The organism is Nocardioides luteus, from assembly GCF_015752315.1.
Classification (GTDB): domain Bacteria; phylum Actinomycetota; class Actinomycetes; order Propionibacteriales; family Nocardioidaceae; genus Nocardioides.
In genome coordinates, this window is the sequence record NZ_JADOVJ010000001.1 from 4,076,280 (window position 1) to 4,100,567 (window position 24,288).

General features: G+C 69.8%; 27 protein-coding genes. 11 read left to right on the plus strand and 16 right to left on the minus strand.

The features are described 5' to 3' along the window. Positions 1-21: 21 nt before the first annotated feature. A complete protein-coding gene (locus HD557_RS19590) occupies positions 22-474 on the plus strand; it encodes an Lrp/AsnC family transcriptional regulator (protein WP_008358917.1) in 453 nt (150 codons plus the stop codon). Here HD557_RS19590 and HD557_RS19595 read toward each other — a convergent pair. Continuing rightward, positions 464-1,252: a helix-turn-helix domain-containing protein gene (locus HD557_RS19595; protein WP_307785666.1), complete on the minus strand. Its 789-nt coding sequence runs from the start codon at positions 1,250-1,252 to the stop codon at positions 464-466. The genes HD557_RS19590 and HD557_RS19595 overlap by 11 nt on opposite strands. 118 nt (positions 1,253-1,370) lie before the next feature. On the opposite strand from HD557_RS19595, the gene HD557_RS19600 reads away from it, so the two are divergent. Continuing rightward, positions 1,371-1,721: a nuclear transport factor 2 family protein gene (locus HD557_RS19600; protein WP_196875106.1), complete on the plus strand. Its 351-nt coding sequence runs from the start codon at positions 1,371-1,373 to the stop codon at positions 1,719-1,721. Between the two features lie 2 nt (positions 1,722-1,723). Here HD557_RS19600 and HD557_RS19605 read toward each other — a convergent pair whose 3' ends face one another. Continuing rightward, complete coding sequence (locus tag HD557_RS19605) at positions 1,724-2,176, minus strand: Lrp/AsnC family transcriptional regulator (RefSeq protein ID WP_196875107.1); 453 nt, start codon at positions 2,174-2,176, stop codon at positions 1,724-1,726. A 104-nt stretch (positions 2,177-2,280) separates the two neighbouring features. Here HD557_RS19605 and HD557_RS19610 point away from each other — a divergent pair, with 104 nt between their 5' ends. Next, positions 2,281-3,225, plus strand: coding sequence for an SMP-30/gluconolactonase/LRE family protein (locus HD557_RS19610; RefSeq protein WP_196875108.1), 945 nt, complete (start codon positions 2,281-2,283; stop codon positions 3,223-3,225). A gap of 10 nt (positions 3,226-3,235) precedes the next feature. Here the strand turns inward: HD557_RS19610 and HD557_RS19615 are convergent, their stop codons facing one another. The 4 genes from HD557_RS19615 to HD557_RS19630 are packed head-to-tail and all read right to left on the minus strand — an operon-like array spanning position 3,236 to position 7,069. Further along, entirely contained in the window at positions 3,236-4,483 is a 1,248-nt protein-coding gene (locus tag HD557_RS19615) for an MFS transporter (RefSeq protein ID WP_196875109.1), read from the minus strand. Beyond that, positions 4,480-5,820: an MBL fold metallo-hydrolase gene (locus HD557_RS19620; protein ID WP_231380371.1), complete on the minus strand. Its 1,341-nt coding sequence runs from the start codon at positions 5,818-5,820 to the stop codon at positions 4,480-4,482. The genes HD557_RS19615 and HD557_RS19620 overlap by 4 nt, the downstream gene beginning before the upstream one ends. 2 nt (positions 5,821-5,822) lie before the next feature. After that, entirely contained in the window at positions 5,823-6,299 is a 477-nt protein-coding gene (locus tag HD557_RS19625) for an SRPBCC family protein (RefSeq protein ID WP_196875111.1), read from the minus strand. Next, complete coding sequence (locus tag HD557_RS19630; protein WP_231380372.1) at positions 6,296-7,069, minus strand: methyltransferase domain-containing protein; 774 nt, start codon at positions 7,067-7,069, stop codon at positions 6,296-6,298. Before HD557_RS19630 ends, HD557_RS19625 begins: the two co-directional genes overlap by 4 nt. Before the next feature lie 127 nt (positions 7,070-7,196). Here HD557_RS19630 and HD557_RS19635 point away from each other — a divergent pair, with 127 nt between their 5' ends. Continuing rightward, positions 7,197-7,904 (plus strand): ArsR/SmtB family transcription factor, encoded by a 708-nt coding sequence (locus HD557_RS19635; RefSeq protein ID WP_196875113.1) that lies wholly within the window; start codon positions 7,197-7,199, stop codon positions 7,902-7,904. Here HD557_RS19635 and HD557_RS19640 read toward each other — a convergent pair. After that, entirely contained in the window at positions 7,863-8,528 is a 666-nt protein-coding gene (locus HD557_RS19640; RefSeq protein ID WP_196875114.1) for a TetR/AcrR family transcriptional regulator, read from the minus strand. The two genes, HD557_RS19635 and HD557_RS19640, sit on opposite strands and share 42 nt — an antisense overlap. A 100-nt stretch (positions 8,529-8,628) precedes the next feature. Here HD557_RS19640 and HD557_RS19645 point away from each other — a divergent pair, with 100 nt between their 5' ends. After that, positions 8,629-9,534, plus strand: a complete 906-nt coding sequence (locus tag HD557_RS19645) for an SDR family NAD(P)-dependent oxidoreductase (protein ID WP_196875115.1) — start codon at positions 8,629-8,631, stop codon at positions 9,532-9,534. A 28-nt stretch (positions 9,535-9,562) separates the two neighbouring features. Here HD557_RS19645 and HD557_RS19650 read toward each other — a convergent pair whose 3' ends face one another. The 4 genes from HD557_RS19650 to ychF all read right to left on the minus strand — a co-directional run bounded on the left by HD557_RS19650 (position 9,563) and on the right by ychF (position 12,481). Then, a complete protein-coding gene (locus HD557_RS19650; RefSeq protein WP_196875116.1) occupies positions 9,563-10,219 on the minus strand; it encodes a hypothetical protein in 657 nt (218 codons plus the stop codon). A 40-nt stretch (positions 10,220-10,259) separates the two neighbouring features. Beyond that, positions 10,260-10,763, minus strand: coding sequence for a hypothetical protein (locus HD557_RS19655; RefSeq protein ID WP_196875117.1), 504 nt, complete (start codon positions 10,761-10,763; stop codon positions 10,260-10,262). Positions 10,764-11,062: 299 nt separating this feature from the next. Continuing rightward, on the minus strand, positions 11,063-11,356 hold the full coding sequence (locus HD557_RS19660) for a DUF1330 domain-containing protein (protein ID WP_196875118.1): 294 nt from the start codon (positions 11,354-11,356) through the stop codon (positions 11,063-11,065). Between the two features lie 51 nt (positions 11,357-11,407). Further along, complete coding sequence (gene ychF / locus HD557_RS19665) at positions 11,408-12,481, minus strand: redox-regulated ATPase YchF (RefSeq protein ID WP_008358950.1); 1,074 nt, start codon at positions 12,479-12,481, stop codon at positions 11,408-11,410. An 81-nt stretch (positions 12,482-12,562) separates the two neighbouring features. Between ychF and HD557_RS19670 the strand changes: the two genes are divergently transcribed. From HD557_RS19670 to HD557_RS19685, 4 genes are read left to right on the plus strand one after another with little or no spacing between them, the layout of a single operon-like run. Further along, complete coding sequence (locus tag HD557_RS19670) at positions 12,563-13,891, plus strand: GH1 family beta-glucosidase (RefSeq protein ID WP_196875119.1); 1,329 nt, start codon at positions 12,563-12,565, stop codon at positions 13,889-13,891. Between the two features lie 27 nt (positions 13,892-13,918). Further along, complete coding sequence (locus HD557_RS19675; RefSeq protein WP_008358954.1) at positions 13,919-14,434, plus strand: PH domain-containing protein; 516 nt, start codon at positions 13,919-13,921, stop codon at positions 14,432-14,434. Then, positions 14,431-16,026: a PH domain-containing protein gene (locus HD557_RS19680; RefSeq protein WP_196875120.1), complete on the plus strand. Its 1,596-nt coding sequence runs from the start codon at positions 14,431-14,433 to the stop codon at positions 16,024-16,026. Before HD557_RS19675 ends, HD557_RS19680 begins: the two co-directional genes overlap by 4 nt. 39 nt (positions 16,027-16,065) lie before the next feature. After that, positions 16,066-16,473: a VOC family protein gene (locus HD557_RS19685; RefSeq protein ID WP_008358957.1), complete on the plus strand. Its 408-nt coding sequence runs from the start codon at positions 16,066-16,068 to the stop codon at positions 16,471-16,473. A gap of 3 nt (positions 16,474-16,476) precedes the next feature. On the opposite strand, the gene HD557_RS29070 is transcribed toward HD557_RS19685, so the two are convergent. Further along, on the minus strand, positions 16,477-17,526 hold the full coding sequence (locus HD557_RS29070) for a WD40/YVTN/BNR-like repeat-containing protein (RefSeq protein WP_196875121.1): 1,050 nt from the start codon (positions 17,524-17,526) through the stop codon (positions 16,477-16,479). A 265-nt stretch (positions 17,527-17,791) separates the two neighbouring features. On the opposite strand from HD557_RS29070, the gene HD557_RS19695 reads away from it, so the two are divergent. Next, entirely contained in the window at positions 17,792-19,654 is a 1,863-nt protein-coding gene (locus tag HD557_RS19695; RefSeq protein ID WP_008358961.1) for a glycoside hydrolase family 3 protein, read from the plus strand. A 59-nt stretch (positions 19,655-19,713) separates the two neighbouring features. On the opposite strand, the gene HD557_RS19700 is transcribed toward HD557_RS19695, so the two are convergent. The 4 genes from HD557_RS19700 to HD557_RS19715 all read right to left on the minus strand — a co-directional run bounded on the left by HD557_RS19700 (position 19,714) and on the right by HD557_RS19715 (position 23,444). Continuing rightward, positions 19,714-20,517 carry a M57 family metalloprotease gene (locus HD557_RS19700; RefSeq protein ID WP_040755296.1) on the minus strand — a complete coding sequence of 268 codons (804 nt, stop codon included), beginning with the start codon at positions 20,515-20,517 and terminating at the stop codon, positions 19,714-19,716. Between the two features lie 163 nt (positions 20,518-20,680). Further along, positions 20,681-21,769, minus strand: a complete 1,089-nt coding sequence (locus HD557_RS19705) for an ABC transporter substrate-binding protein (protein ID WP_196875122.1) — start codon at positions 21,767-21,769, stop codon at positions 20,681-20,683. Between the two features lie 20 nt (positions 21,770-21,789). Further along, complete coding sequence (locus HD557_RS19710; RefSeq protein WP_307785667.1) at positions 21,790-22,626, minus strand: ABC transporter permease; 837 nt, start codon at positions 22,624-22,626, stop codon at positions 21,790-21,792. Then, positions 22,623-23,444: an ABC transporter ATP-binding protein gene (locus HD557_RS19715; RefSeq protein WP_196875123.1), complete on the minus strand. Its 822-nt coding sequence runs from the start codon at positions 23,442-23,444 to the stop codon at positions 22,623-22,625. Before HD557_RS19715 ends, HD557_RS19710 begins: the two co-directional genes overlap by 4 nt. A 45-nt stretch (positions 23,445-23,489) precedes the next feature. Between HD557_RS19715 and HD557_RS19720 the strand changes: the two genes are divergently transcribed. Continuing rightward, positions 23,490-24,272 carry an exodeoxyribonuclease III gene (locus tag HD557_RS19720; RefSeq protein ID WP_196875124.1) on the plus strand — a complete coding sequence of 261 codons (783 nt, stop codon included), beginning with the start codon at positions 23,490-23,492 and terminating at the stop codon, positions 24,270-24,272. The last annotated feature ends 16 nt before the right edge of the window (positions 24,273-24,288 follow it).

The window sequence follows — 24,288 nt, forward strand, 5'->3', positions numbered from 1 at the left end:
TGACGCTGCTAAAGTGCCGATATGCGCAATGATCACTCGATCGACGACCTGGATCGAGCAATCATTGCCGAGCTCGAAGACGACGCCCGACTGAGCAACGCCGAGCTGGCGCGACGGGTCGGCCTCACCCCGGCTCCCTGCCTGCGCCGGGTGCAGCGCCTGGAGAGCGACGGAGTGATCAAGGGCTACCACGCCCGCATCGACCCGAAGAGCGGCGGACGCGGCTTCGAGGTCATCGTCGCGATCGACATCGCGGTCAACGACGGCAAGACCATCGAGGACTTCGAGACCGCCGCCGTCGCCATCCCCGAGGTCACCGAGATGCGCCGCATGCTCGGCCAGCCCGACTACTACCTCCGCGTCCAGGTCGCCGACCCCGAGGCGTACGAGGCGCTCATCCTCGGGACCATCTCCCGGCTGCCCGCGGTGAGCCGGGTGCTGTCGCACCAGACGATGCGGCTGGTCAAGGGCTGAGCAGCCGCCGCGTCCGGTCGTCGGCGGGGACGAACGTCTCCAGGTGAAGACCGTGCAGCGTCACGTCGGAGGCGCTCTCGATCTGGCTGGCGACGCTGAAGAAGCGGAGCGTGTCACCGCCCAGGTCGATCTCCAGCGGAACGACCGGATCGGCCAGCGGCCGGGCGGGCGGCTCACCGTCGCAGGGATAGGCGGTGACCTCGTCCCGGAGCGCGACCAGCGCCGGGTCGCCACCGGTGTGCGTGATACGCCGGCCTAGCTGATGGAGCAGGTGGGCACGCCAGACGGGAAGGTTGCGGATCCGCGGGGCGATCCCGCGCGGGTGCAGGCAGAGCCGGATGACGTTCAGCGGGGGCTCGAGCAGGCTGGGGTCGCAGCCGACGAGCAGCGCGTCGACCGACTGGTTGGCATCGACGACGTCCCAGCGGTCGTCGAGAAGCAGGGCCGGGTACGGCGCATGGGCGTCCAGCAGGCCGCGCAGGCCGGCCATCACCGGGGCCAGCGCGTCGTCGTCGGTGGCGCGCTGCGGGTAGCGAGGCGCGAACCCGCCGGCGAGCAGCAGCCGGTTCTGCTCGGCCATCGGCACCCGCAGCACCTCGGCCAGCCGGACGATCATCTCCGGCGTCGGCCGGGCTCGGCCGTTCTCGACGTAGCTCACGTGCCGGGTGCTCACCTCCGCCTGGGTGGCGAGCGCGAGCTGGCTCAGCGACCGCAGCTCACGCCAGCGGCGGAGCTCGCTGCCGACCGACGATGACGGTGACGTCGCGGTTGAGATCACGGCCACGAGGCTAGCCAAGCGCGCATCGGGTCGGCCATGACCTCGGAGGTTATCGACCGGCGCACCCGATGGCGGCGAATCTTCTCCTGGCAACCCGATCCGAGAGAAGGAAGACACCATGAACGACATCGTGACGCGCTACCTCGACACCTGGAACGCCACCGACGACGAGCTCACCGACCTGCTGGCCACGCACTGGTCCGACGACTGCGTCTACGTCGACCCGCTCGCGGAGGTCGAGGGCCGCGAGGCCGTCGCCGCCACCATCCGGGCCGTACGCGCGCAGTTCCCCGGCTTCGTGTTCACCCCCGTGGGGGCCGTCGACACCCATCACCAGCAGGCCCGCTTCCAGTGGGGTCTGGGCCCGGCCGGCGCGGAGCCGGTCATCGTCGGCTTCGACGTGGTCGTCGTCGACGCGGACCAGCGGATCCGGGACGTACGCGGGTTCCTGGACAAGGTGCCCGCCTGAGCTCAGGCCGGACCCGGGGTCAGTGGTGACAGCGGGCGCTCGAAGAAGGTCTCCAGGACCACGGTCGCCTGCGTCCCGCTGACCCCGTCGATCGCGTAGATCCGGCGCAGCACGTCCTGCAGCTGCTCGGTGGTCGCGGTCCTGACCTTCACCAGCACCGACGCGCTCCCCGCGATGACGTGCGCCTCCACCACCTCCGGGAGCGCGGCGAACGCCTCCGCCGAGTCCCCCATCCAGGACGTCGACTCGACCATGACGTACGCCAGGACGCCGCTGCCCACGGCGGCCGGGTCGACCTCGGCGCTGGTGCGCCGGATGACGCCCGCCTCGCGCAGCTTGCGTACGCGCTCGTGGGCGGCGCCGGCGGAGAGGCCGACGGCCTGGCCCAGCACGGCATAGGACTGGGTGGCGTCGCGCTGGAGCTCGGCCAGCAGCTCACGGTCGATCTGATCCACAGCATCTCCGTTCGGAAATATCTTGCCATGACCGTACCTCATCTTGCAGTCTTCGGTTATGGCCGATTGACGTTCGGCTCGGTTGAGGAAGAGGAGTGGGTTCGATGAGCGGTGAGCGCCCCGGCCTGTACGAGATGCTCGATGACCGGTTCCGCACCGGACGGTGCATGAACGGCGATGAGGCGCTGGAGGTCCTGTTCACCGGCTGCCGCTGGGCCGAGGGACCGATCTACGTGCCCGCCTGGCGCCAGGTGGTCTGGAGCGACATCCCGAACGACCGGATGCTGCGCTGGGACGAGGAGACCGGCGACGTGGCGGTCTTCCGTCGCGATGCCGGGCACACCAACGGCAACACCCTCGACCGCGAGGGTCGGCTGATCACCTGCGAGCAGGGCAACCGCCGGGTGACCCGGACCGAGCACGACGGCACCATCACCGTGCTGGCCGACCGCTGGCAGGGCAAGCGGCTGAACAGCCCCAACGACGCGACCGTGAGGTCGGACGGCTCGATCTGGTTCTCCGACCCCGACTTCGGCATCACCAGCGACTACGAGGGATATCGCGCCGAGAGCGAGATCGGCGCCAACAACGTCTACCGGATCGACCCGGCCACCGGCGAGGTGAGCCTGGCGGCGGACTGCTTCGGTGCGCCGAACGGCCTGGTCTTCTCCCCCGACGAGCGGCAGCTCTTCGTCTCCGACACCCGCGCCGGCCGGATCTGGGTCTTCGACGTACGCGAGGACGGCACCCTCTCCGAGGAGCGGGTCTTCGCCGAGGCCGGAGCCCGCGACGACGCCCGCTTCGACAACATCCGCTTCGACGACGGCGGCCGCCTCTGGGTCGCCGCGATGAACGACGGCGTGCACTGCTACGACCCCGACGGCACCCTCATCGGCCGCCTGAACGTCCCCGAGGCAGTCGCCAACATCTCCTGGGGCGGCGCCAAGCGCAACCGCCTCTTCATCACCGCGGAGACCAGTCTCTACTCCGTCGTCATGGGCGTCACCGGCACCCACCCGACCGGCCCCGGACGCCGGCCCTGGCTCTAACCGGCACGCCCTACCCGGCGGCGGGCCGATGCGTCTCCGGCAGCCGCAACACGACCACGAGCCCGGATGCGGCCGTGACGGCGGCGACGGCCCAGACAGCACCTCGCACTCCCCACAGGTCAGCAAGGACACCGGACATCAATGCTCCGGCCGCAAACCCGAGATCCCGCCACAGCCGGTAGACCCCGACGGCACGCGCGCGCCAAGAAGGATGGGCGACGTCGCCGATCACCGCCAGGAGCGTCGGGTAGACCATGGCCGTGCCGAGGCCGAGCAGAACCGCAGCGGCGAGCCACCATGCCGCCGAGCCGACCGCCGCGATCAGCGCCAAGGCCGCGGCCTGGAGCAGCATGCCTCCCACGATGAGCGGCTTCCGACCCCAGCGATCGGACAGCGCACCGGTCGCCAGCTGGCCGACACCCCACACCGCCGGGTAGGCCGCCACGAGCACGCCGATGTGACCGACCCCGAGACCTGCCGAGGCGAACAGGACCGCGAACAGACCCCAGGCCAGGCCGTCGTTGAGATTGTTGACCAGCCCTGCCTGACTGGCCGAGGACAGGGCAGGGTCGCGAAGCGAGGTACGAACCAGCACCTCGCGGTCGCTCATCGGGCTCCCCGTCCGCTCCCCCTGACCTGCTTCGTGGTCGGCATGGCCCCGGGTCTCCCGGACAGCCAAGGTCGAGAGTCCGAGCCCGAGAGCGGCGTACGCGGCGCCGACCAGGAACGGCTCGGGCCGAAGCCCGGCGTCGGCGGCGATCCGTCCGGTCAGCAGGGCGGTGGCTGCGACAGCGAGGTAACCGGCGGACTCGTTGATGCCCAGCGCCAGACCGCGCTGGCTGGGGCCGACGAGGTCAATCTTCATGATCACCGTGGTCGACCAGGTGAGGCCCTGGCTGATGCCGAGCAGGACGTTGGCGCCGACGACGATCCACCAGCTCGGCGCCCAGATGAGCAGGAGCGGCACCGGCAGCGCGACGATCCATCCCGCGACCAGGACCGGCTTACGACCATGGCGCTCGGACCAGATGCCGGCGAGGTAGTTGGTCGCCGCCTTCGCGAGACCGAAGGCGAGGATGTAGGTCAGCGCAGCGGTATAGGACGCGAGCCCGAACACGTCCTCGGCCAGCAGCGGGAGGACCGTACGCTCCTGGCCGAGCATCCCACCGACGAGCGCGTTGACGGCGACTAGCAGCGAGAACTGCGCCGCGTTGGCGCGCAGTCCGAGCCGTGGCGCCGTGCCGAGGTCGTGGCTCACTCGGCGGTCTCCAGCACAACCGACTCGGGGCCGCCGTTCAGCACGGTCAGCCGGGTGAACCCGTGCCGCTGGAGAATGCTGGCAGCGCTCATCGCGCGCTCACCGTGGCCGCACATGACGAGCGTGGGCACGTCGGCGAGACCAGGCGCTGCACTCTCGAGAGACCCGAGCTCGAGGTGCAGAGCCCCGGGAACGTGGCCGGCCTCGTACTCTCGCCTCTGCCGGACGTCGAGCACGCGCTTCTCATCCGGGGTGGCCACCTCGGTCATCGGGAGCGACACGATCGGAAGTCCTGCTTCCTCCCAGGCCGCGAGTCCGCCGGAGACCTCACCGGCGAGGTTCTCGTAACCGATCTTCAGCGCCTGCCAGAGGATCTCGTCGGGGTCCTGGTCCTCGGCCCGAAGCACGATGATCGGCCGGTCGTTCGGCGCGAGCCAACCCAGCCAGCTCGCGAACGCACCCCGCAGCGGGATCGACAGCGCATCCCGGGGATGGGCAGCGGCGAACGCCGCGATCGGGCGTACGTCGACGAGGACGACACCGTCCCGCTGCCCGCCTGCCACGACCTGCGGAGGAACCGCCTCGAGCATAGGCCGCCCGGCGACGACGGCCGGGCCGCGCCGGTTGCGCTCCCCCAGGCGCCGGAAGTAGCTCGGGTAGGTTCCGTGCGAGTCGAGCAGCGCCTGCACGAATCCCGCCTCGTCGAGCTCGAGCAGGGGGTTGGTGGCCCGCTCCTTCCCGATGGTGCTGGTCGAGGTTCCCGTGGCTGCGGTCGAGCAGAACGAGCCCCCGCCATGGGTGGGCCACAGCGCCGCGTCGTCGCCGAGCCCGGCAACGCGACGCACGGAACGGAACTGCGCCCGCGCCAGGCTCTCGGTGCGGGCGGGGTCGACCAGGTCGACGCGGGCGGCCGACCCCACGATGAGGGAGCCACCGCTGAACACGCCGAGCGCCCGATCACCGTCGAGCAGGGCGAAGGACAGGTGCTCGTCGGTGTGTCCCGGCGTGGCGAGGGCCCGCAGGACCAGCCCGCCGTTCAAGGTGATCTCCTGCTCGTCCTCGAGCGCGGTGTGCTCGAACGTACGTCCGCCGGCCTTCGAGGCAAGCACCTCGGCGCCCTCGTCGGCGGCGAGCTGGACGGCCCCGGAGAGGAAGTCGGCATGCAGGTGGGTATCAGCGGCGTGCGTGATCCGCAGTCCGCGGCGGCCGGCCTCGGCGCGCAGCGCCCGGAGGTCGCGGCAGGCATCCACCGCGAGCGCCGCACCGTCGCCGAGATCGACCAGGTAGGCGTTGTTGCCGAGCCCGGAGTCGGGCACGGCGGTCACCAGGTCGTTCATCACTACCGGCCTCCTGGGTGGACGCTTCGCTGTCGATCATCCCTCTGCAGAGCTCCGAGCGCCACGAGCGATGCGGGGACCTCGTGTCGCCTCAGCTGGGTCTTCCTCACCCGAGCGAAGAGCACGCGCCGCCAGAACGTGCGCGGGTTGACCCTCCACGTCACCGCGACCTCACAGCCGCCAGGCGCGGCGGTCACCGTCCACGTCCACGTGGCGTAGGACGGGTTGCCGTCGTCCGTTCCGGATCGATAGGAGAATCGTCGCTTCTGCGGATCGAGCTCCTCGAGCCGCGAGCGGCTCGGCCAGCGCTGACCAAGCGCTCGCACCTCGACGACCCACTCGCTTCCTGCAGCCAGCTCGTCCGGCACCTCGAGCACCCGCGTGATCGCGTGGTTCCAGTCCGGGAGGCCACTCACGTCGGTCACGGTCCAGAACACCTCGTCGGGATCCGCCGCGATCCGCCTTGTCAGCGTGCTCATGACATCCCGGCCTTGCGAGCCAGGAGCGAGATGCTCCGGACGCCGTACGTCTTCGCAGCACCCTGGGCCCGCGCCGACAGGAAGCCGTAGCGGTTGCGGCGCACCACCTCGACGACGAGTCCGGCCTTCTCGATCGCGGCGACGTAGTCATCGATCTGGGCGGCGCCGCCGATGCAGGCAGCCCAGAGGTCGGCGTTGCACACGATGCCTTCCGCGAGCGGTACGTCGGTGACGATGTCGGCGAGCGCCAGCCGCCCTTCCGGCCGGAGCACCCGGGCGGCCTCGGCGAAGACCAGGGCCTTGTCGGGGCAGAGGTTGATCACGCCGTTGGAGATCACGCAGTCGACGGTGCCGTCCTCGACCGGAAGGTCGTCGAGGCGTCCTTCCCGGAACTCGATGGTCGCGGCGTCGGCGTGACCGGCGGCGAGACGACGGGCCTTCGCCAGTTGCTCGGGCGTGAAGTCCACACCGATCACCTTGCCGCTCGTGCCGACCAACGTCGCGGCGTAGAAGACGTCCATGCCGGACCCGCTGCCGAGGTCGAGGACAGTCTCTCCGGGTCGCGGATCGGCGAGGTCGAAGAAGTGTCCGACGCCGGCGAAAGAGGCCACCGCGTCGACGGGCACGAGGTCGAGCCGGGCCGGGTCGTAGCCGACGGACTCGGCCAGGTCTCGCCCCAGCTCGAAGTGGAAGCCCGCGTCGGGATGCAGCGCGACCTCCCGGTACATCTGCTGGACCTTCGCCTCCAGCTCCTGGGTGTCGACGGCCATGTCGACCACCTCCTATTCAATCTATCTCTTGAATAGATGGAACGCCCACCACCTTGTCTTGTCAAGAAAAATCTTGAATACTTGGCCGACGCACGTCGACCGGCGCGCGTCATGGGAGGAGGCGATCATGGGTGACCGCAAGGCCAAGGACGCGCTCTACGACACGCTCGCCGAGGCAGCCAAGGCACTCGCCAACGGGCGCCGCGCCGAGCTCGTCGACGTCCTGGCCCAGGGAGAGCGCCCGGTCGAGGACCTGGCCGGCGAGATCGGGCAGTCCATCGCCAACACCTCACAGCACCTGCAGCGACTGCTGCGCGCCGGACTCGTGACCTCGCGACGCGATGGCAACCGGATCTTCTACTCCCTCTCCAGCCCGACGGTCCTCGCGTTGTGGCAGACCTTGCGCGATACCGCAGCCCAGCACGTCGCAGAGCTCGACCGCGTCGCCGGCGCCTATCTCGGCAACCGCGACGAGCTCAGCACGATCACCAGGGACGAGCTGCGCAAGCGCCTCCGCGCGGGCGATGTGGTCGTCCTCGACGTCCGCCCTCGCCCCGAGTACGACGCCGGCCACGTCCGCGGCGCCCTCTCGATCCCGAACACCGAGCTGCGCAACCGTCTGGCCGAGCTGCCCGACGGCACCACCGTCGTCGCCTACTGCCGCGGGCCCTACTGCGTCTACGCCGACGACGCCGTCCGGACCCTCCGAGCCGCAGGTCGCGATGCCCTCCGACTCGAGGACGGATACCCCGAGTGGGCCGCCTCCCGCCTCCCGATCACCGCCTCTGCGAGATCAGGCGCGAGGCAGCACACCCACGAGCGCCGCGGTGCATGAGGTCCGCAGGCCCTCACGCAGGTCCAGGTGGAGCACGGCGAGCTCGGGCTCGTCCGAATAGACGGCGAGCAGGCTCGGCGGTGGCGGGTCGTACGCCGCCAGGGCACCCGCCGAGATCAGGCTCATCAGGCAGAACGTCTGGGCACCGTCGCCGACCTCGGGCAGGTGACGCCGGACGAGCTCGACCATCGTCTCGAGCTTCGCGTGCGACGAGCGCTTGTGACGTTTGACGACCTCGACGGAGACGTTGTGCTCGAGGACGCCACCCTGGGCGCCGACGAGATCGCACAGCACCGGCCGCTCCGCCAGAGACCGGCTGAGGACCTCGGCCAGCTGGCCGGCGCGTACCTCCGGCAGGGCGTCCGCCTCGATGCCGGCGGCCAGCTCCTCCCCCAGCTCGTCGAGCCACCTGCCGAGGAAGTCGTCCAGCAGCTCGAGCAGCACCGCCTCGCGCGACTCGAAGTAGCGCAGGACGTTCGACTTGGCCAGACCGACCCGGCGGCTGAGCTCGTTGAGGCTCAGCTCGGCCACCGGCATCTCGTCGAGCATCGCCACCGCGGTGTCGAGGATCGCCCGGCGGCGAATCTCCCGCTGCTCATCGCTTCGCGCCCGTTGGAACGTCATCGCCCCAGACTAACTTAAAGACCGCCGGTCCCTTGACATTAGACCGGCGGTCTCTTAAGTTCGATGTCATAACAGACCGATGGTTCCTTAGGAGTGGGCAATGAGCGAGACCTGGACCGAACAGCACATCCCCGACCAGCACGGCCGCGTGGCGGTCGTGACCGGCGCCAACACCGGCCTCGGCTTCGAGACGGCGCGCATGCTCGCCGAGCGCGGCGCCCAGGTGGTCATGGCCGTACGCGACGTCGAGAAGGGCAAGCAGGCAGCGGCGCGCGTCGACGGCGACGTCACCGTCCAGGTCCTCGACCTGGCCTCCCTGGACTCCATCCGCTCCGCGGCGGCCGATCTGCGCGCCAGCCACCCCCGGATCGACCTGCTGATCAACAACGCCGGCGTGATGTACACGCCGAAGCAGACCACCGCCGACGGCTTCGAGATGCAGCTCGGCACCAACCACCTCGGCCACTTCGCCTTCACCGGCCTGCTGCTCGACCAGCTCCTCCCCGTCCCGGGCTCGCGGATCGTCACCGTCAGCAGCGTCGGCCACCGCATCCGAGCCGACATCCACTTCGACGACCTGCAGTGGGAGCGTTCCTACAGCCGCGTCGCCGCCTATGGCCAGGCCAAGCTCGCCAACCTGATGTTCACCTACGAGCTCCAGCGCCGGCTGGCCCCGCACGGCACCACGGTCGCGGTGGCTGCCCACCCCGGCGGCTCCAACACCGAGCTCGCCCGCAACTCCCCCGCCGCGCTGCGGGTGCCCTTCGCCCTGGTCGGGCCGCTGCTCGCCCAGTCGGCCGCGATGGGCGCCCTGCCCACCCTGCGCGCCGCCACCGACCCCGCCGTCCTCGGCGGTCAGTACTACGGCCCCAGCGGCCGCGGCGAGATCCGCGGCTACCCGAAGCTGGTCACCTCCAGCCCGGCTTCCTACGACCTGGCGACCCAGCAGCGGCTGTGGGCCGTGTCCGAGCAGCTCACCGACGTACGCTTCCCGCTCGACAGCTGAGCCGGCAGCTCGACCCCATGGCGCCAGGTCACTCGGGGCCGATGGAGTCGGCCGCCTCGATCCGGTGTGCGTGCCGCACCGACACCGAACCGGCACACCCGTCGACGAAGCCGACCACCACGTCGTACTCATCCCCCGCGGTGGAGCGCAGCGTGAGCGTCCAGGAGTCGTCGGCCGGGTGGTGCTCCTCCGCGCGGAGCGACAGGGCGTCCGGGTCCACGGCGTACGCCGTCGCAGCCGCGCTTCGAGAGCGCTGGACCGCCGACTCCCGTGTGGTCGGCGTCCGCTCCGGCTGACCGACCACCTCCATCACGTCCCGGAAGGCGCGGGTCACGCCGTCGTACGAAGCCTCCGAGAGGGCGGTGGTTCGGGGCCCGGTGTCCACCAGCAGTCCGAACTCCAGGGCGCCCGGACTCGCGCCCCAGCTGGTGTGCCATCGGTGCTGGTGCAGGGAGTAGTGGCGACGCGCGTCAGCGCCTGCGTACAGGACCGGCTCCAGTGCGGCGAGGATCGCCCTCTCCTCGAGCACGTCCTCGCCCTCCGGCTCCGGGACCGACAGATCGAGCAGGTAATGCCGATCCACCCGATCGTCCGGGCTCGCCCGATAACCGACCTGGACCCGCACCGAGTCCACCCGGCCGAGCGTCAGCAGCGAACGCGAGTCATCGACCGCACGGCTAGTCATCCCTCCAGAGTTCTCCTGGTTCCCGCCCGGGTCAAGCACCTCAGCGCTCTACGCTGGCACGCCCCGACCGAGTGCCGAGCGCTTCGCGAAGCTGCCTCGAGGCGGACCGTGGTGTCGCGCCCGCCCGCCAGATGGCGAACAGCAGGTCCGCGCGCGGCCGGCCCGGTTCCGTCCAGCTCGGCCCGAGCTTCGCCTGGTGAAGCGCCTCGATGAGGTCATCGTCGGCCGCTGAGCGCGCTTCGGCCCAGGCCCGTGCGTACGCCTCATCGACCCGTTGCAAGGTCGTCTCGCTCTCCACGATCGCGGGTGAGACAGCAACCTCGGCTCCAGACTCCTGGCGGTGACGCAGGAACGCGATGAGGAAGTAGACCAGGGCACCAGCCCAGCTGAAGACCAGCACCATCACGATGTCGAGGACGTCCAGCCCACTCATGCGCCCCCGGGCAGCGATACCGCGGCCGATCAGGACCAGCGCGACGATCGTCGGCACCCACCACATCGCCACGAGCCCGACGATCCACAACGCCTCGACCTGGTCAACCATCGCAACTCCACTCCGTCAGCCAAAACCTCGGCCGAGAGTAGCCGCGGTTCGTCGGTCATCGACGGCGAACTCAGCAAAGAGGTCGCGGCGTCCCAGGGACCTCAGGACTCAGGACCGGAGAGGGTCACCGAGTCTCCGAGGCGCATCACACCTGAGGTGACTCCGGCGACGGCGCGCTCGCCCGAGTCGGACATCGACGACCGGTGCGCGTCCACGGACAGGCTCAGCTCGAAGCATTCTTCCGGCGTCGCCGGTATCTCCGTCGTGAGCTCGATACGCGGCATCCGACCGGACCTCGGTCAGTCGAGGCCTTCGACGATGCGGAAGTCGCGCTCGACGCCGCCGGCGAGGGCGGCGAGCGCCTCCTGGTAAGCGGGGCTCTCGTGCGTCGCGACGGCCTGCTCGAAGCTGTCGAACTCGATCAGGACGGTGCGCTCGGCGATTCCGTCGTCATACGCCACGACCCGGCTGCCGCGGGTGAGGACCCGGCCGCCCCCGGCCTCGACGGCCGCCGGAGCGAGCTTGCCGTAGGCAGCCAGCTTCTCGGGGTCCGAGATGTTGCGGTAGACGCTGACCCAGTAGCCCTTGGGCATGGAACCTCCAGTGTTGGCGTGAGTGCGGGGACGACAGATGACGGCCGTCGCTCAGACGTTGAAGCGGAACTCCACGACGTCGCCGTCGGCCATGACGTAGTCCTTGCCCTCCATACGGACCTTGCCGAGGTCACGGGCCTTGGCGACGGAGCCGGCGGCGATGAGGTCGTCGTAGGAGACGATCTCGGCCTTGATGAAGCCCTTCTGGAAGTCGGTGTGGATGACACCGGCGGCCTCGGGGGCGGTGGCGCCCTTGGGGATCTCCCACGCACGGACCTCCTTGGGTCCCGCGGTGAGGTAGGTCTGCAGGCCGAGGGTGTCGAAGCCGACGCGGGCGAGGATGTCCAGGCCCGGCTCCTCGACGCCGGCGTCGGCCAGGAACTCGCGGGCCTCGTCCTCGTCGAGCTCGACGAGCTCGGACTCGAACTTGGCGTCCAGGAAGATCGCCTCGGCGGGGGCGACCAGCTCGCGCATCGAGTCCTTGAGGGCCTCGTCGGCGAGCTCGTCGGAGTCGCAGTTGAAGACGAAGATGTAGGGCTTCGCGGTGAGCAGCATCAGGTCGCGGATCAGGGCGCGGTCGATCTTGGTGGCGATGATCGGGGTGCCGGCCTCGAGGGCCTCCTTGGCCTCGACCACGGCGGCGAGGTTCGCCTTGAGGTCAGGAGCCTTGCGCGACTCCTTCTCCAGCCGCGGGATCGCCTTCTCGACCGTCTCGAGGTCGGCGAGGATCAGCTCGGTCTGGATGGTGGAGATGTCGTTGGCGGGCTCGACCTTGCCGTCGACGTGGGTGACGTCGTCGTCGCGGAAGACCCGCGTGACCTGGCAGATCGCGTCGGACTCACGGATGTGGGAGAGGAACTTGTTGCCCAGGCCCTCACCCTGCGAGGCGCCGCGCACGATGCCGGCGATGTCGACGAACTGCACCGTGGCCGGCAGCAGCTTCTGGGATCCGTAGATCTTCGCCAGCTCGGCCAGCCTCTCATCGGGGACCCCGACGACGCCGACGTTGGGCTCGATGGTGGCGAAGGGGTAGTTCGCCGCGAGTACGTCGTTCTTGGTCAGAGCGTTGAAGAGGGTCGACTTGCCCGCGTTGGGAAGTCCCACGATGCCGATGGTGAGTGCCACGATCGACAATCCTAGAGTCGTACGCCGCCTTCCCCCGAAACCACGGACGGCACCCGGGCACAGCGGGCACACTGTGGTCGCGTGAGCGAGCTTCCCGGCACCAGCCTTCCGACCGGCTTCCGCTTCGGCGCCAGCACCGCCGCCTACCAGATCGAGGGGGCGGCCGACCAGGACGGCCGGGGTCCCTCGGTGTGGGACACCTTCTGTGCCGAGCCGGGACGGATCCTCGACGACAGCAGCGGCGAGGTGGCCTGCGACCACTACCACCGCCTCGATGAGGACCTGGACCTGATGGCACGACTGGGGCTGGATGCGTACCGCTTCTCGATCTCCTGGTCGCGCGTCCTGCCGACCGGTTCGGGCGCGGTCAACAAGCTGGGCCTGGACTTCTACGACCGCCTCGTCGACGGGCTGCTCGAGCGCGGCATCGCGCCGATGGCGACGCTGTTCCACTGGGACACCCCGCAGGTGCTGCAGGACGCGCACGGCGGCTGGCTGAGCCGGAAGACGGCGCAGCGCTTCGGAGAGTACGCCGTGGTGGTGGGCGATCGGCTCGCCGACCGCGTCGCCCACTGGTGCCCGGTGAACGAGCCGAACGTCGTGACCGTCCTCGGCCACGCGCTCGGCATCCATGCCCCTGGTCAGGCGCTGGTCTTCGACGCACTGCCGGCCGGTCACCACCTGCTGCTCGGGCACGGTCTGGCGGTCCAGGCGCTGCGGGCCGCGGGCGCGAGCAGCATCGGCACCGCCACCAACCACATGCCGGTCTGGCCGGCGACCGACTCGGAGGCGGACGTCGCGACCGCGGGCCTGCTGGACACGTTGTGGAACCACTCCTTCGCCGACCCGGTGCTGCTCGGTCACTACCCCGAGGATCTCGCCGCGCTCTTCCCGGTGCAGGACGGCGACCTCGAGGTGATCAGCACGCCGCTCGACTTCTACGGGCTCAACTACTACAACCCGACCGCGGCCGCCGCCGCTCCCGAAGGCGCGCCGAACCCGATCGAGCAGCCGCCGATCACGGGCTACCCGACCACCGACTTCGGCTGGCCGGTCGTCCCCGACGGGCTCCACGAGCTGCTGACCGCGCTGCACCGGCGCTACCCGGAGCACCCGCCGTTCGTGATCACCGAGAACGGGGCGTCCTACAACACCGCCCCCGGCGACGGCGACGCCGACCGCATCGCCTACCTCGATCTCCACCTGCGGCAGGTCGAGCGCGCGGTCGCCGACGGCATCGACGTCGCCGGCTACTACTGCTGGTCGCTGATGGACAACTTCGAGTGGGCCGAGGGCTACACCCAGCGGTTCGGGCTGGTGCACATCGACTACGACACCCTGGTGCGTACGCCGCGCGACTCCTTCGACTGGTACGCCTCCGTAATCGCCGACCACAAATCCAGACGGTAAAGGGAGCCGACCCAATAGGCTCGCGCCGTGAATGCCGACGCACCACAGCGACTGCGCGAACCCGCCCATCAGGTCTCCGAGCGAGCACCGGCCTATTGGCGTACGGCGGAGGCGATCGGGGCCGTGATCTGGCTGGCGCTCGCGGTCGGTGCGGTGGTGGCGGCGGTCATGGTGCCCGACGGCTTCTGGACCTGGATCCTCTGGCTCGCCGCGGTGGTCTTCGCCCTGGCGCCGGTCCCGGGACTGACCTTCGTGCCGTCGATCCGGTTCCGGATCCACCGGTGGGAGGTGACCGACATCGCGGTCCACGTACGCCACGGGTGGCTCACCGTCGTCGACGAGATCGTGCCGCTCTCCCGGGTGCAGACGGTCGACTCGACGCAGGGGCCGCTGATGCGGCGGTTCGGGCTGCGTACGGTCAAGGTCTCCACCGCCTCCTCGGCCGGCATCGTCCAGATCGCCTGCCTCGACGACGCGCTCGCGCTCGAGGTGGTCGCGAAGCTCGTCGCGATCACCGCCGCGACGCCCGAGGACGCGACGTGAGCACACCCGAGGTCCCCGAGACCCCCGAAACCCCTGTGATCCCGGACGCGGAGTGGCAGCGGCTGGCCGGCTGGACCGCGATCGTCAGCCCCCTCGCGACGCTGCGCCAGGCGATCATCCCGGCCGCGGTCGGTGCCTTCGGCGCCGGTCAGGCCAACGTCTTCATCGGTCTGCTGGTCGCGCTCGGCATCGCGGTGGTCGCGGCCCTGGCCGGTCTGGTCCCGTGGCTGACCACGACCTACCGGGTGACCCCGACCCATCTGGAGGTACGCAAGGGGCTGCTCAACCGCACCACCCTGACCGCGCGCCTCGACCGGGTGCGCAGCGTCGACCTCAGCTCGACCCTCATCCACCGTGCCCTGGGCGTCACCAAGGTCAACGTCGGCACCGGCGTCGACGAGGGTCAGATCACCCTCGACTCGCTGACCAAGGACGCCGCAGCCCGCCTCCGGCGCGAGCTGCTCCACGCGGCGCCCACATCACCGACGGACGTCGCGCCCGAGGCGTCCGGCGGCGACGCCTCGGCGGCTGTCGCGACCAGCCCGGGGCCACTTCGTTCAGACCCCGGGGGCGAGGTCATCGCCAAGCTCGACTGGTCCTGGATCAGGTACGCCCCGCTCAACCTCAAGAACCTCGCGATCGCGCTCGGTGGACTGGCCGCGTTCTTCGGCGCGTTCTCCGACGTCATCCCGTGGGAGCGGACGATCGGGATCCGGGTCGACGACGGCCAGATCAACGGCCGGTCGATCGACTCCTTCCTGCAGTTGCTGATCATCGCCATCCCGATCGCCCTGGTCGCCGCGGTGGTGGTGTGGGCGGTCGGCTCGTGCGTGGGCTACGCGGTGCGGTGGTGGGACCTCCAGGTCGTGCGTGAGCAGGGCCGCGAGGGCACCACGCTGCGGCGCAGCTTCGGCCTGACCAGCACCCGCGCGACGACGGTGGAGGAGGCGAAGGTACGCGGCGCCACCTCGACCGTCGGCCCGCTGATCGGTCTGGCCGGCGGTGCCGACCTCAACCTGCTGACGACCGGCCTCGACGACAACTCCCCCGCGGTCCTGCCGACGGCCCCGGAGTCGGTCGTGTCGGCCGTCGGCACGGACATCCTCGGCGAGGACGCGTTCTCAGCGGAGCTGACCGGTCACGGGCCGCGGCCGCGGCGGCGCTACTGGTTCCGGGCGGCCGTCGCCACCGTGATCTGGACCCTGGTCGCGCTCGTCCCGACCGTGCTGATCGGCGTCCTCGGCGACACCTGGATCTGGTGGCTCCCGGTGACCGTCATGGTGGTCGCCCTCGTCCTCGGCATGCTCGGCGCCGAGCTGCGCCACCGCCACCTCGGCCACGCCCTCACCGACCGCTACCTGGTGGTCCGCTCCGGCTCCTACACCGCCGTACGCACCGCCCTGCAGACCGACGGCATCATCGGCTGGCGGGTCCGGCAGACCTTCTTCGACCGCCGCATCGGCCTCGCCCAGGTCACCGCGATGACCGCGGCCGGTCAGGAGCACGTCGCCGTCCCGGACGTGCCGCTCGAGACGGCCGTCGCCCTCGCGACGGCGGCCACGCCGCGTACGGTCTCGGGGTTCGTCGAATAACCCGTTTCCCACGGTCCGGCTTTGGAGGATGATCCGCCCATGACGATCCAGATCCGCCACCTCACCTTCGACTGTGCCGACCCTCGCAAGCTCGCCGAGTTCTGGTCGGCGGTCGCCGGCTGGCACCTCTTCTACGACGAGGACCCGGAGGTGATCGTCGCCAGGAGCTTCCCGTCGAAGGAGCTGATGTTCCTCTTCGTCCCCGTGCCCGAGGCGAAGACGGCGAAGAACCGGGTCCACATCGACATCAAGCCGGAGGACACCACCCGCGACGAGCTGGTCGAGCGGGCGCTCTCGCTCGGCGCCACCGTCTTCGGCGACCACCGCAAGGAGGACGGGTCCGGCTTCGTCGCGCTCCGCGACCCCGAGGGCAACGAGTTCTGCATCGAACGCGGCGAGCACGAGATGGCCCCGAGCGGCCCGATGACCATCGGGCTCACGATCTGACCGTCAGCGGCTGAGCACGCCGACCCGTCCACCCGCGCCGGCGGCCCAGCAGGTGTCGCCGACGCAGTCGACGGTGTGGAAGCGGGTCTGGGTCGCGCCGAACGGCTTCCACGAGCGGCCGTTGTCGTGGCTGATGTCGCTGCCGTTGGGGCCGACCGCGATCGCGGTGCGGCCGCCGATCCAGTCCACCGCCTCGCGGTATCCGCCCAGGTCGGAGGAGTTCTTCCAGGTGCGGCCGCCGTCGGTGGAGTAGGCCGCGCGGTCGACCCCGTCGTCCTCGAGGCCGAAGTCGCCACCGACCGCGATCCCCTGGCGAGGGTTGCGGAAGCCGAGACCGAAGACGCCGGCGGCCTCGCCGGTCGCGATCGTGGAGTCGGCCGACGACCAGGAGCGGCCGCCGTCGTGGGTGGCGTAGATCTTCGCAGCGGCACCGCCACCGCCGATCCAGGCGTCGTGCGCCCCCGCGGTGACCAGGCAGGTGCCGCTGGCCGAGTAGCCGAACTCGCCCGGTGCCTCGAGGCCCTGGGTGTCCGCGATCTCCCAGGTGTCGCCGCCGTCGGAGGTGGTGATAATCCGCCACTCGCCACCGACCGGGTCGCTCATCGCGATGCCCCGCTCGCCGCCTGGCCAGAAGTCGACGCAGTTGTAGAACGCCGTCGGCTCCGCGGAGCGGAACGTCTCGGTCCAGGTCGCGCCGCCGTCAATGGTCTTGTAGATCCGGCTCGCCTCGCCCTCGCCGATCGAGAGCACCACGGCCTCGCGCGCCGAGCGCGCCTCGACGTCGCGGAAGAGCAGCCCGTCGGATCCCGGCGGCGAGACCTCGTCCCAGGTGTCACCGCCGTCCGTCGTACGGAACATTCCCCCGCGGTCCCCGCCGACCCACGCGGTCTCCGCGTCGACGGCATCCAGCGCCCGGAACCCCTGCGTCGTATCCACGTTCACAGCCGTCCAGTCGTACGCACCCCCTGACTGCACAGCCTGCGCCGCCGGCGCCAGGGTGAGGGTGGTGAGGGCGAGAGTGGCCGCCGCTGCGGCTCCGACAACGATGCGCACGAAGGTTCACCCTGGCCCTGCGGAGCCGTTCTGTCCACCGATCCGACAAAATTCGTCCGCCGAATCAGTGGTTGTGGCAGGCGAATCTGTAGATGTGGGTGACGAATGTCGAGTTTCGTCCGCCATTGCGACAGTTTCGGTCGCCACAACGACCGATTCGGCGTGTCCACTTGCGCGGAGTCGTCAATTATCTTCCGTGACCGGTTGGTAGCCCCTAAAGTGAATCGCCGTGCCGCACAGCAGCGGCGCAGATGGCGAGGTTGTCATGAGCAGAGCGACACTGACCAGAGGTGCACGGCTGGCGACTGCGGGGCTTGCCGCCGCGGTGGCGGTTGCGATGCCGTACGCAGCAACCCACGCCGTCGAGCCCGACCCGCCCAGGACGACCGCCGGCCAGCCGGCCCCGGACACGGCGTCGCCGCAGCACCGTCAGATCGTCTCGCTGATGCGCCACATGTCACTGCAGCAGAAGATCGGGCAGCTGTTCGTGATCGAGGTCTACGGACGCGACGCCAACAACGTCAGCGACGCCGCGAAGGCCGGCAACCAGAAGCTCTACGGCGTCGACACCCCGGCGCAGGCGATCGCGAAGTACCAGCCCGGCGGGGTCATCTACTTCACCACCCGCGGCCCCGACAACATCGGTGACGCCACCCAGGTGGCGACGCTCTCCAACGGCCTCCAGACCGCCGCGCTGCAGCAGCGCCCCAAGATCCCGCTGAACATCGCGGTCGACCAGGAGGGCGGCGCGCTCGTGGCCCGCTTCGGACCGGCCAGCGGTGCGACCCAGATGCCCGGCCAGATGGCGCTCGGCGCCGACGGCTCGACCGCGGACGCGGCCCGGTCGGCCGAGGTGATCGGCACCGAGCTGGCCGCCGTGGGCGTCACCCAGGACTACGCGCCCGTCGCCGACGTCAACCTCAACCCCAACAACCCGGTCATCGGCATCCGCAGCGCCGGGGCCGACTCCGCCGCGGTCTCCGACATCGTCGCCGCGGAGGTCGGCGGTTTCGACAAGGGCGGCCTCTCCTCGATCGCCAAGCACTTCCCGGGACACGGCGACACCGGCACCGACAGCCACTACGGCCTGCCCGAGGTGACCCACACCCGCGAGCAGCTCGAGGCGATCGACCTGCCGCCCTTCGAGGCCGCGATCGATGCCGGGATCGACGCGATCATGACGGCCCACGTGACCGTGCCCGCGATCGACCCGAGCGGCGAGCCGGCCACCATGTCCGAGCCGATCCTCACCGGCCTGCTCCGCGAGGAGATGGGCTTCAACGGCCTCATCGTGACCGACGCCCTCGACATGCAGGGCGCCAGCGCGACCTACCCGCCCGACGTCGCCCCGGTCGAGGCCTTCCTCGCCGGAGCCGATCAGTTGCTCATCCCGCCGCAGATGGACACGGCGTACGCAGCGGTCCTCGGCGCCGTCAAGAACGGCACCATCTCGCGCCAGCGGCTCGACGAGTCGGTCTACCGGATCCTCAAGCACAAGCTCGACAACAAGATCTTCGAGAGCCCGTACGTCGACCCGGCCGCCGCTCCCGCGGTCTTCGCCGACCCGGTGCACAAGGCCGACGCCCAGGCGATCTCCGACCGCACCACCACCCTGGTGAAGAACGACGACGGCCTGCTGCCGCTGGCCCCCGGCCCGAAGGACGTCCTGGTCGCGGGATGGGGAGTGGACACGACCGCGGGCATCGCGGCCGGTTTCCAGAAGCGTGGTGCGACGACCCAGGTGCTGCAGTCCGGCACCACCCCGACCGACGCGCAGATCGACGCCGCCGTCGCAGCCGCCGCGGGCAAGGACCTGGTGGTCGTGCCGACCAACAACGCCTGGCAGATCAACCCGGCGACCGGCCAGCCGACGCCGGCGTCGGTGGCGCAGACCAAGCTGGTCAAGGCGCTGCTCGCCACCGACACCCCGGTGGTCGTGACCGCGATGCGCAACCCCTACGACGTCACGTCCTTCCCCGAGGCGGCCACGGTCCTCGACACGTACGGCTACACATCCCACCAGCTCGAGTCGCTGGTGCGGGTGCTCCACGGCGAGGTGAACCCGAGCGGCAAGCTCCCAGTCGAGATCCCGGATCTCTTCCCGCTCGGTCACGGACTGTCCTACTAGGCGATACAGGAAGGCGGCCCTCCCGGAACCGGGAGGGCCGCCTTTGTGCTGCTAGATGATCAGGAGCCGTACAGCGCCCGGACCCCGGCCGCGTCGGAGGCCTGGAACTCCAGGTCCGAGGAGCCGCCGTTGCACTGCGGGTAGTGCATGATCGAGGACGAGTCGTACGGGGTCAGCGCACGCCAGTTGTTGTCCTCGAAGCAGGTCGCCGCCTCCGGGCGGGTGTGCTCGTGGCGGAAGCCGAGGGTGTGACCGAGCTCGTGACCGAGGATGTCACCCGGCTCCCAGGCGCCCGACGAGAAGATCGAGTCGTCGATGAGCACGTTGCGCGAGCGCTTCGAGGTCGAGGGGAAGAACGCCCGCGCGATGTACTGCGAGGTGCTCACCGGCTCGACGGAGAAGAGCACGTTGGAGTTACGGGTGTTGCACGAGGCGTCCTGGGTGGGGACGTAGATGAAGTCGACCTTCGAGCTCGCCGCCTCCCACAGACCCGCGCCCTGGCTCATCGCGGTGACGATGGCGGCCTTGTTGGTGCCGAACTTGTCCGAGACACAGTAGGTCAGGTTGAGCGCCTGGGAGGCGGACCACTTGTCGTCCTTGCCGCTGATGGTGTTGACGATGAGGCCGTCCTCCGGGACGTGCTTCGGCGTCGAGACCATCGACTCGTAGAACTTGTGCAGGTCACCCTGGTTGGACACGACCTCGTCGCCGTTGACGATGTACTGACCGTCGACGTCGACATACGTGGACGCCTCGAACTCCTGGTAGCTCGGGGCCTCCTCGGCGAATGCGGGAACCATCGACGCAGTCAGCGCTGCGGCACCCGCAGCCGCGGCGATCATCATGGGAATACGAACTCGCATAGCTCTTTCCTCCTGGATTTGTGAACGGCCGCCGGCGATTGACGCCGACGGCCACAGGAGATTCAAGCGTTACGACCCCGGATGCGACATAGAAACTCCGGCCAAATTGCCGTTGAACAGGCAAAAGTTTCGAGCGAAACTCGTACGTTTGCCATCGGTCGCGTCACGGAGCGGGCCAGATCACCTTGTCGGCGTCGTCGACGACAGCCTCGGCGAACGAGGTGTCGAACCAGGAGGCTGCCTGCTCGGGCGTGACCTTCTGACCTGCGTGCGTCGTCACGACCTCGGCCAGGGCGGCGACGTTGGCGGGGTCGACCGAGCCGAACCTGCCGGGGAGCGGGTTGTCGGCCGCGACCTTCACCTCGGTGCGCCAGATGGCGGTCTCGTGCTTCTCGTCGGACTCGGCGCCGGCCAGGTCGTGCTGGTAGCCGATGCACTCCTCGACGTGCTCGTCGGCGGCGCAGTAGGTGTAGGCCTTGAAGACGGCGCGCAGGACGTCCTCGACCGCGGTGGGGTGCTTCTCCGCCCAGGCGGGGTTGACGGAGTAGGCGCCGAGGGAGCCGGGCACGTCGAAGTCGGTCGGCTCCCAGACCGTGACCTTCTCCCCGGCGTCCTTCAGCTGGTTGGGCTCGTTGGAGACGAAGCCGACCAGCGCGTCGACCTGGCCACGCGGCAGCACGCCGGGGTCGTAGCCGACCTTGACCTGCTTGACCTTGGACATGTCGACCCCGGCCTCGGCGAGCATCGCCTGCACCCCGACCGGCACCCAGCCCTTGTGGCCGAGGGTCTTGCCCTCGAGCTGCTTCAGATCCGTGATCGAGGTGCCGGTCATCAGCACGTCGAGGCCGGCGTTGGAGTAGGAGGAGACGCCGAGCACCTTCAGGCCGCTCGCGTTGGAGGTCATGATGTCCTGCTCGGAGAGCGGGCCGACCTGCACCTTCCCGGCGGCGATCAGCTTGGCGTTCTGGGAGACGTCGCCCGAGCCCGGCTGGAGCTCGACGTCGAGGCAGAGATCGTCGAAGTAGCCGAGCCGATCCGCGGCGATGGCCTCCATGATCGAGGCCGACGCCTGCCAGTAGTAGCCCGACATGTAGGTGATCTTCCCGGCCTTCTCGTTCTGCTCGCAGCGCTCGGCCGAGACGGCGCTCCCCTGCTCGCCGGCGGAGTCCTGCGAGGAGCCGCAGGCGGTGAGCGCACCCAGCAGGACGACCGCCGACGTGAGGGCAGCGGCGATCGGACGTACGCGAGACATGAAGGCTCCTTCGAGTCAGGTCAGGACTGGTGCCAGTGGAGCACTCGCCGCTCGGCGAGCGTCACGAGCCAGAACAGCAGCGAGCCGAGCGCCGCGAGGACGAAGATCGCTGCCCACACCGTAGCCAGTCTGTTCTGCGAGCTGGCCACCTGTATCACGCTGCCGAGACCGTCGGCCGAGCCCGCGGCGGAGAGCTCCGCCACGACGGCACCGATCATCGACAGCGGGAAGACGATCCGCAGCGACGCGAACACGTAGGGCAGCGAGGCCGGGACACGCAGGTGCCGCAGCACCTCCAGCCGGCTGGCGGCCACGGTGCGGTAGACCTGCAGCACGGGGCCGGGCACCGCACGCAGCCCGGTCGCCACGTTGATCAGGATCGGGAAGAAGCAGACCAGCGCGGTCAGCACGACCTTCGGCCCCATCCCGAACCCGAGCGCGACCACGAGCAGCGGCGCGATCGCCACCAGCGGCGTCACCGAGAGCACGACGGCCAGGGGCATCACCGCGCGCCGCACCACGCCGATCTCGCTCACCACCACGGCGAGCACGAACGCGGCGACGAACCCGATCCCGAGCCCCACCAGCGCCTCGCCGAGCGTGACCAGGGTGTTGGAGAGGAAGTAGCCCGGGTCGCCGGTCAGCACGCTCGCGACGTCGCCCAGCGGCGCGAACAGGTAGGGCATCCGCCGCGCCCCCATCTCCCAGCCGAACCCGAGCACCGCGAGGAGGAGGACGAACGGGAGCCAGTACGCCGGCCGGAGCATCCGGGCGCGCTGCCGGAGGCGTCGCGCGCCGACTCTTCCCGTGGCCGTGTCGGGAGCCGGAGCGACCACCTCGCCGATCACCCGGCTCACCGGGTGACCCCGCTGTGGCTGAACGCGTCCCGCAGGCTCTCCCGCAGGGCGAGCTCGTAGGCGTGGAACTCCGGCGAGGTGATGATCTCCTGGTGCCGCGGGCGGGGCAGGTCGATGTCGATGACGTCGGTGGTCCGGCCCGGCCGCGGTGCCATCACCACGACCTTGTCCGAGAGCCTGACCGCCTCGGAGATCGAGTGGGTGACGAAGACGACCGTCGCGCGGGTCTGCTCCCACAGCTCCAGCAGCTGCTCCTGGAGCGCCTCCCGGGTGAACTCGTCGAGCGCACCGAAGGGCTCGTCGAGAAGGAGTACGTCGGGGCGCAGCCCGAAGGCGCGTACGATCGCGGTCCTCTGCTTCATGCCGCCCGACAGCTCGGCGGGGAGCTTGTGGAGCGACTCCCCCAGGCCGACCTCGCGCAGCATCGCCTCGAGGTCGGGGCGTACGCGGTCGTCCTTGTCCCGTGGGCGCTGTCGCCTGACCCCGCGCCGGTTGACCTTGTGGGGCAACGTCACGTTGCCGAGCACGCTCAGCCAGGGCAGCAGCGCCGGCGACTGCGGCACGAAGCCGAAGGCCTTCGCCTCGGCGGCCTCCTTCGGGGTCAGGCCGCACACCGTGATCCTGCCCGCGTCCGGCCTCTCCTGCCCGCTGATCAGCCGCAACAGCGTCGACTTGCCGCATCCCGAGGGCCCGATGACGCTCACGAACGTTCCCGGCTCGATGGTCAGCTCGATGTCGTCGAGGGCCACCAGCTCGGAGAGGTCGGCCTGCTCATAGAGACGACGGACCCCGTGCATCTCGATCGTCGCTCTGCCCACGCCTCAAACGGTAGTCCACGACGGCCAGTCGATAGTCTGACGGGCGTGCGTATCGCCACCTGGAACATCAACTCCATCCGCTCCCGCATCGACCGCGTCGAGGCCTTCGTCGAGCGACACTCGATCGACGTGCTCGCTCTGCAGGAGACCAAGGCCAAGCCCGACCAGATCCCGACGATGGGGCTGGAGGCCCGCGGCTACGAGGTCGCCTCGGTGGGGTACGACCAGTGGAACGGCGTCGCGCTGATCTCCCGCGTCGGGCTGTCCGACATCCAGGTCGGGTTCGAGGGGATGCCCTCGTTCAAGGACGTCGCCGAGGCGCGGGCCCTCACCGCGACGTGCGGCGGCGTACGCGTCACCTCGGTCTACGTCCCCAACGGCCGCAAGCCCGACGACCCCCACTACGCCTACAAGCTGGAGTGGCTCGCCGCGCTGCAGAAGGCCGCGACCGCCTGGTACGACGGCCCCTCGGCGATGGTCGGCGACTGGAACGTCTGCCCCTTCGACGAGGACTGCTTCGACCCCAAGCAGTTCGTCGGCAAGACCCACCTAACCCCGGCCGAGCGCGACGCCTTCTTCGCCATCGAGAAGGACTTCAAGGACGTCGTACGTCCGTTCGTGCCCGGCCCGGAGGCCTACACCTACTTCGACTACTACCGGCAGCGCTTCGAGCGCAACCGCGGCCTGCGCATCGACTTCGTCCTCGGCTCGCCGTCGTTCGCGTCGCGGGTCACGGGTGCCTTCGTCGACCTCGACGAGCGCAACCCCGCCATCGGCACCGGCGCCCCCTCCGACCACGCTCCGGTGATCGTCGACCTGGCCGACTGAGGCGGGCTACTTCGGC

Bases quoted from the DNA above. Each gene is read 5' to 3' on its own strand.
- HD557_RS19630 (WP_231380372.1), bottom strand. From the start codon at position 7,069: ATGGCCGTCGACACCCAGGAGCTGGAGGCGAAGGTCCAGCAGATGTAC.
- HD557_RS19695 (WP_008358961.1), top strand. From the start codon at position 17,792: ATGAGCAGAGCGACACTGACCAGAGGTGCACGGCTGGCGACTGCGGGG.
- HD557_RS19590 (WP_008358917.1), top strand. From the start codon at position 22: ATGCGCAATGATCACTCGATCGACGACCTGGATCGAGCAATCATTGCC.
- HD557_RS19635 (WP_196875113.1), top strand. From the start codon at position 7,197: ATGGGTGACCGCAAGGCCAAGGACGCGCTCTACGACACGCTCGCCGAG.
- HD557_RS19600 (WP_196875106.1), top strand. From the start codon at position 1,371: ATGAACGACATCGTGACGCGCTACCTCGACACCTGGAACGCCACCGAC.
- HD557_RS19660 (WP_196875118.1), bottom strand. From the start codon at position 11,356: ATGCCCAAGGGCTACTGGGTCAGCGTCTACCGCAACATCTCGGACCCC.
- HD557_RS19650 (WP_196875116.1), bottom strand. From the start codon at position 10,219: ATGACTAGCCGTGCGGTCGATGACTCGCGTTCGCTGCTGACGCTCGGC.
- HD557_RS19700 (WP_040755296.1), bottom strand. From the start codon at position 20,517: ATGCGAGTTCGTATTCCCATGATGATCGCCGCGGCTGCGGGTGCCGCA.
- HD557_RS19620 (WP_231380371.1), bottom strand. From the start codon at position 5,820: ATGAACGACCTGGTGACCGCCGTGCCCGACTCCGGGCTCGGCAACAAC.
- HD557_RS19655 (WP_196875117.1), bottom strand. From the start codon at position 10,763: ATGGTTGACCAGGTCGAGGCGTTGTGGATCGTCGGGCTCGTGGCGATG.
- HD557_RS19610 (WP_196875108.1), top strand. From the start codon at position 2,281: ATGAGCGGTGAGCGCCCCGGCCTGTACGAGATGCTCGATGACCGGTTC.
- HD557_RS19625 (WP_196875111.1), bottom strand. From the start codon at position 6,299: ATGAGCACGCTGACAAGGCGGATCGCGGCGGATCCCGACGAGGTGTTC.
- HD557_RS19685 (WP_008358957.1), top strand. From the start codon at position 16,066: ATGACGATCCAGATCCGCCACCTCACCTTCGACTGTGCCGACCCTCGC.
- HD557_RS19640 (WP_196875114.1), bottom strand. From the start codon at position 8,528: ATGACGTTCCAACGGGCGCGAAGCGATGAGCAGCGGGAGATTCGCCGC.
- HD557_RS19705 (WP_196875122.1), bottom strand. From the start codon at position 21,769: ATGTCTCGCGTACGTCCGATCGCCGCTGCCCTCACGTCGGCGGTCGTC.
- HD557_RS19645 (WP_196875115.1), top strand. From the start codon at position 8,629: ATGAGCGAGACCTGGACCGAACAGCACATCCCCGACCAGCACGGCCGC.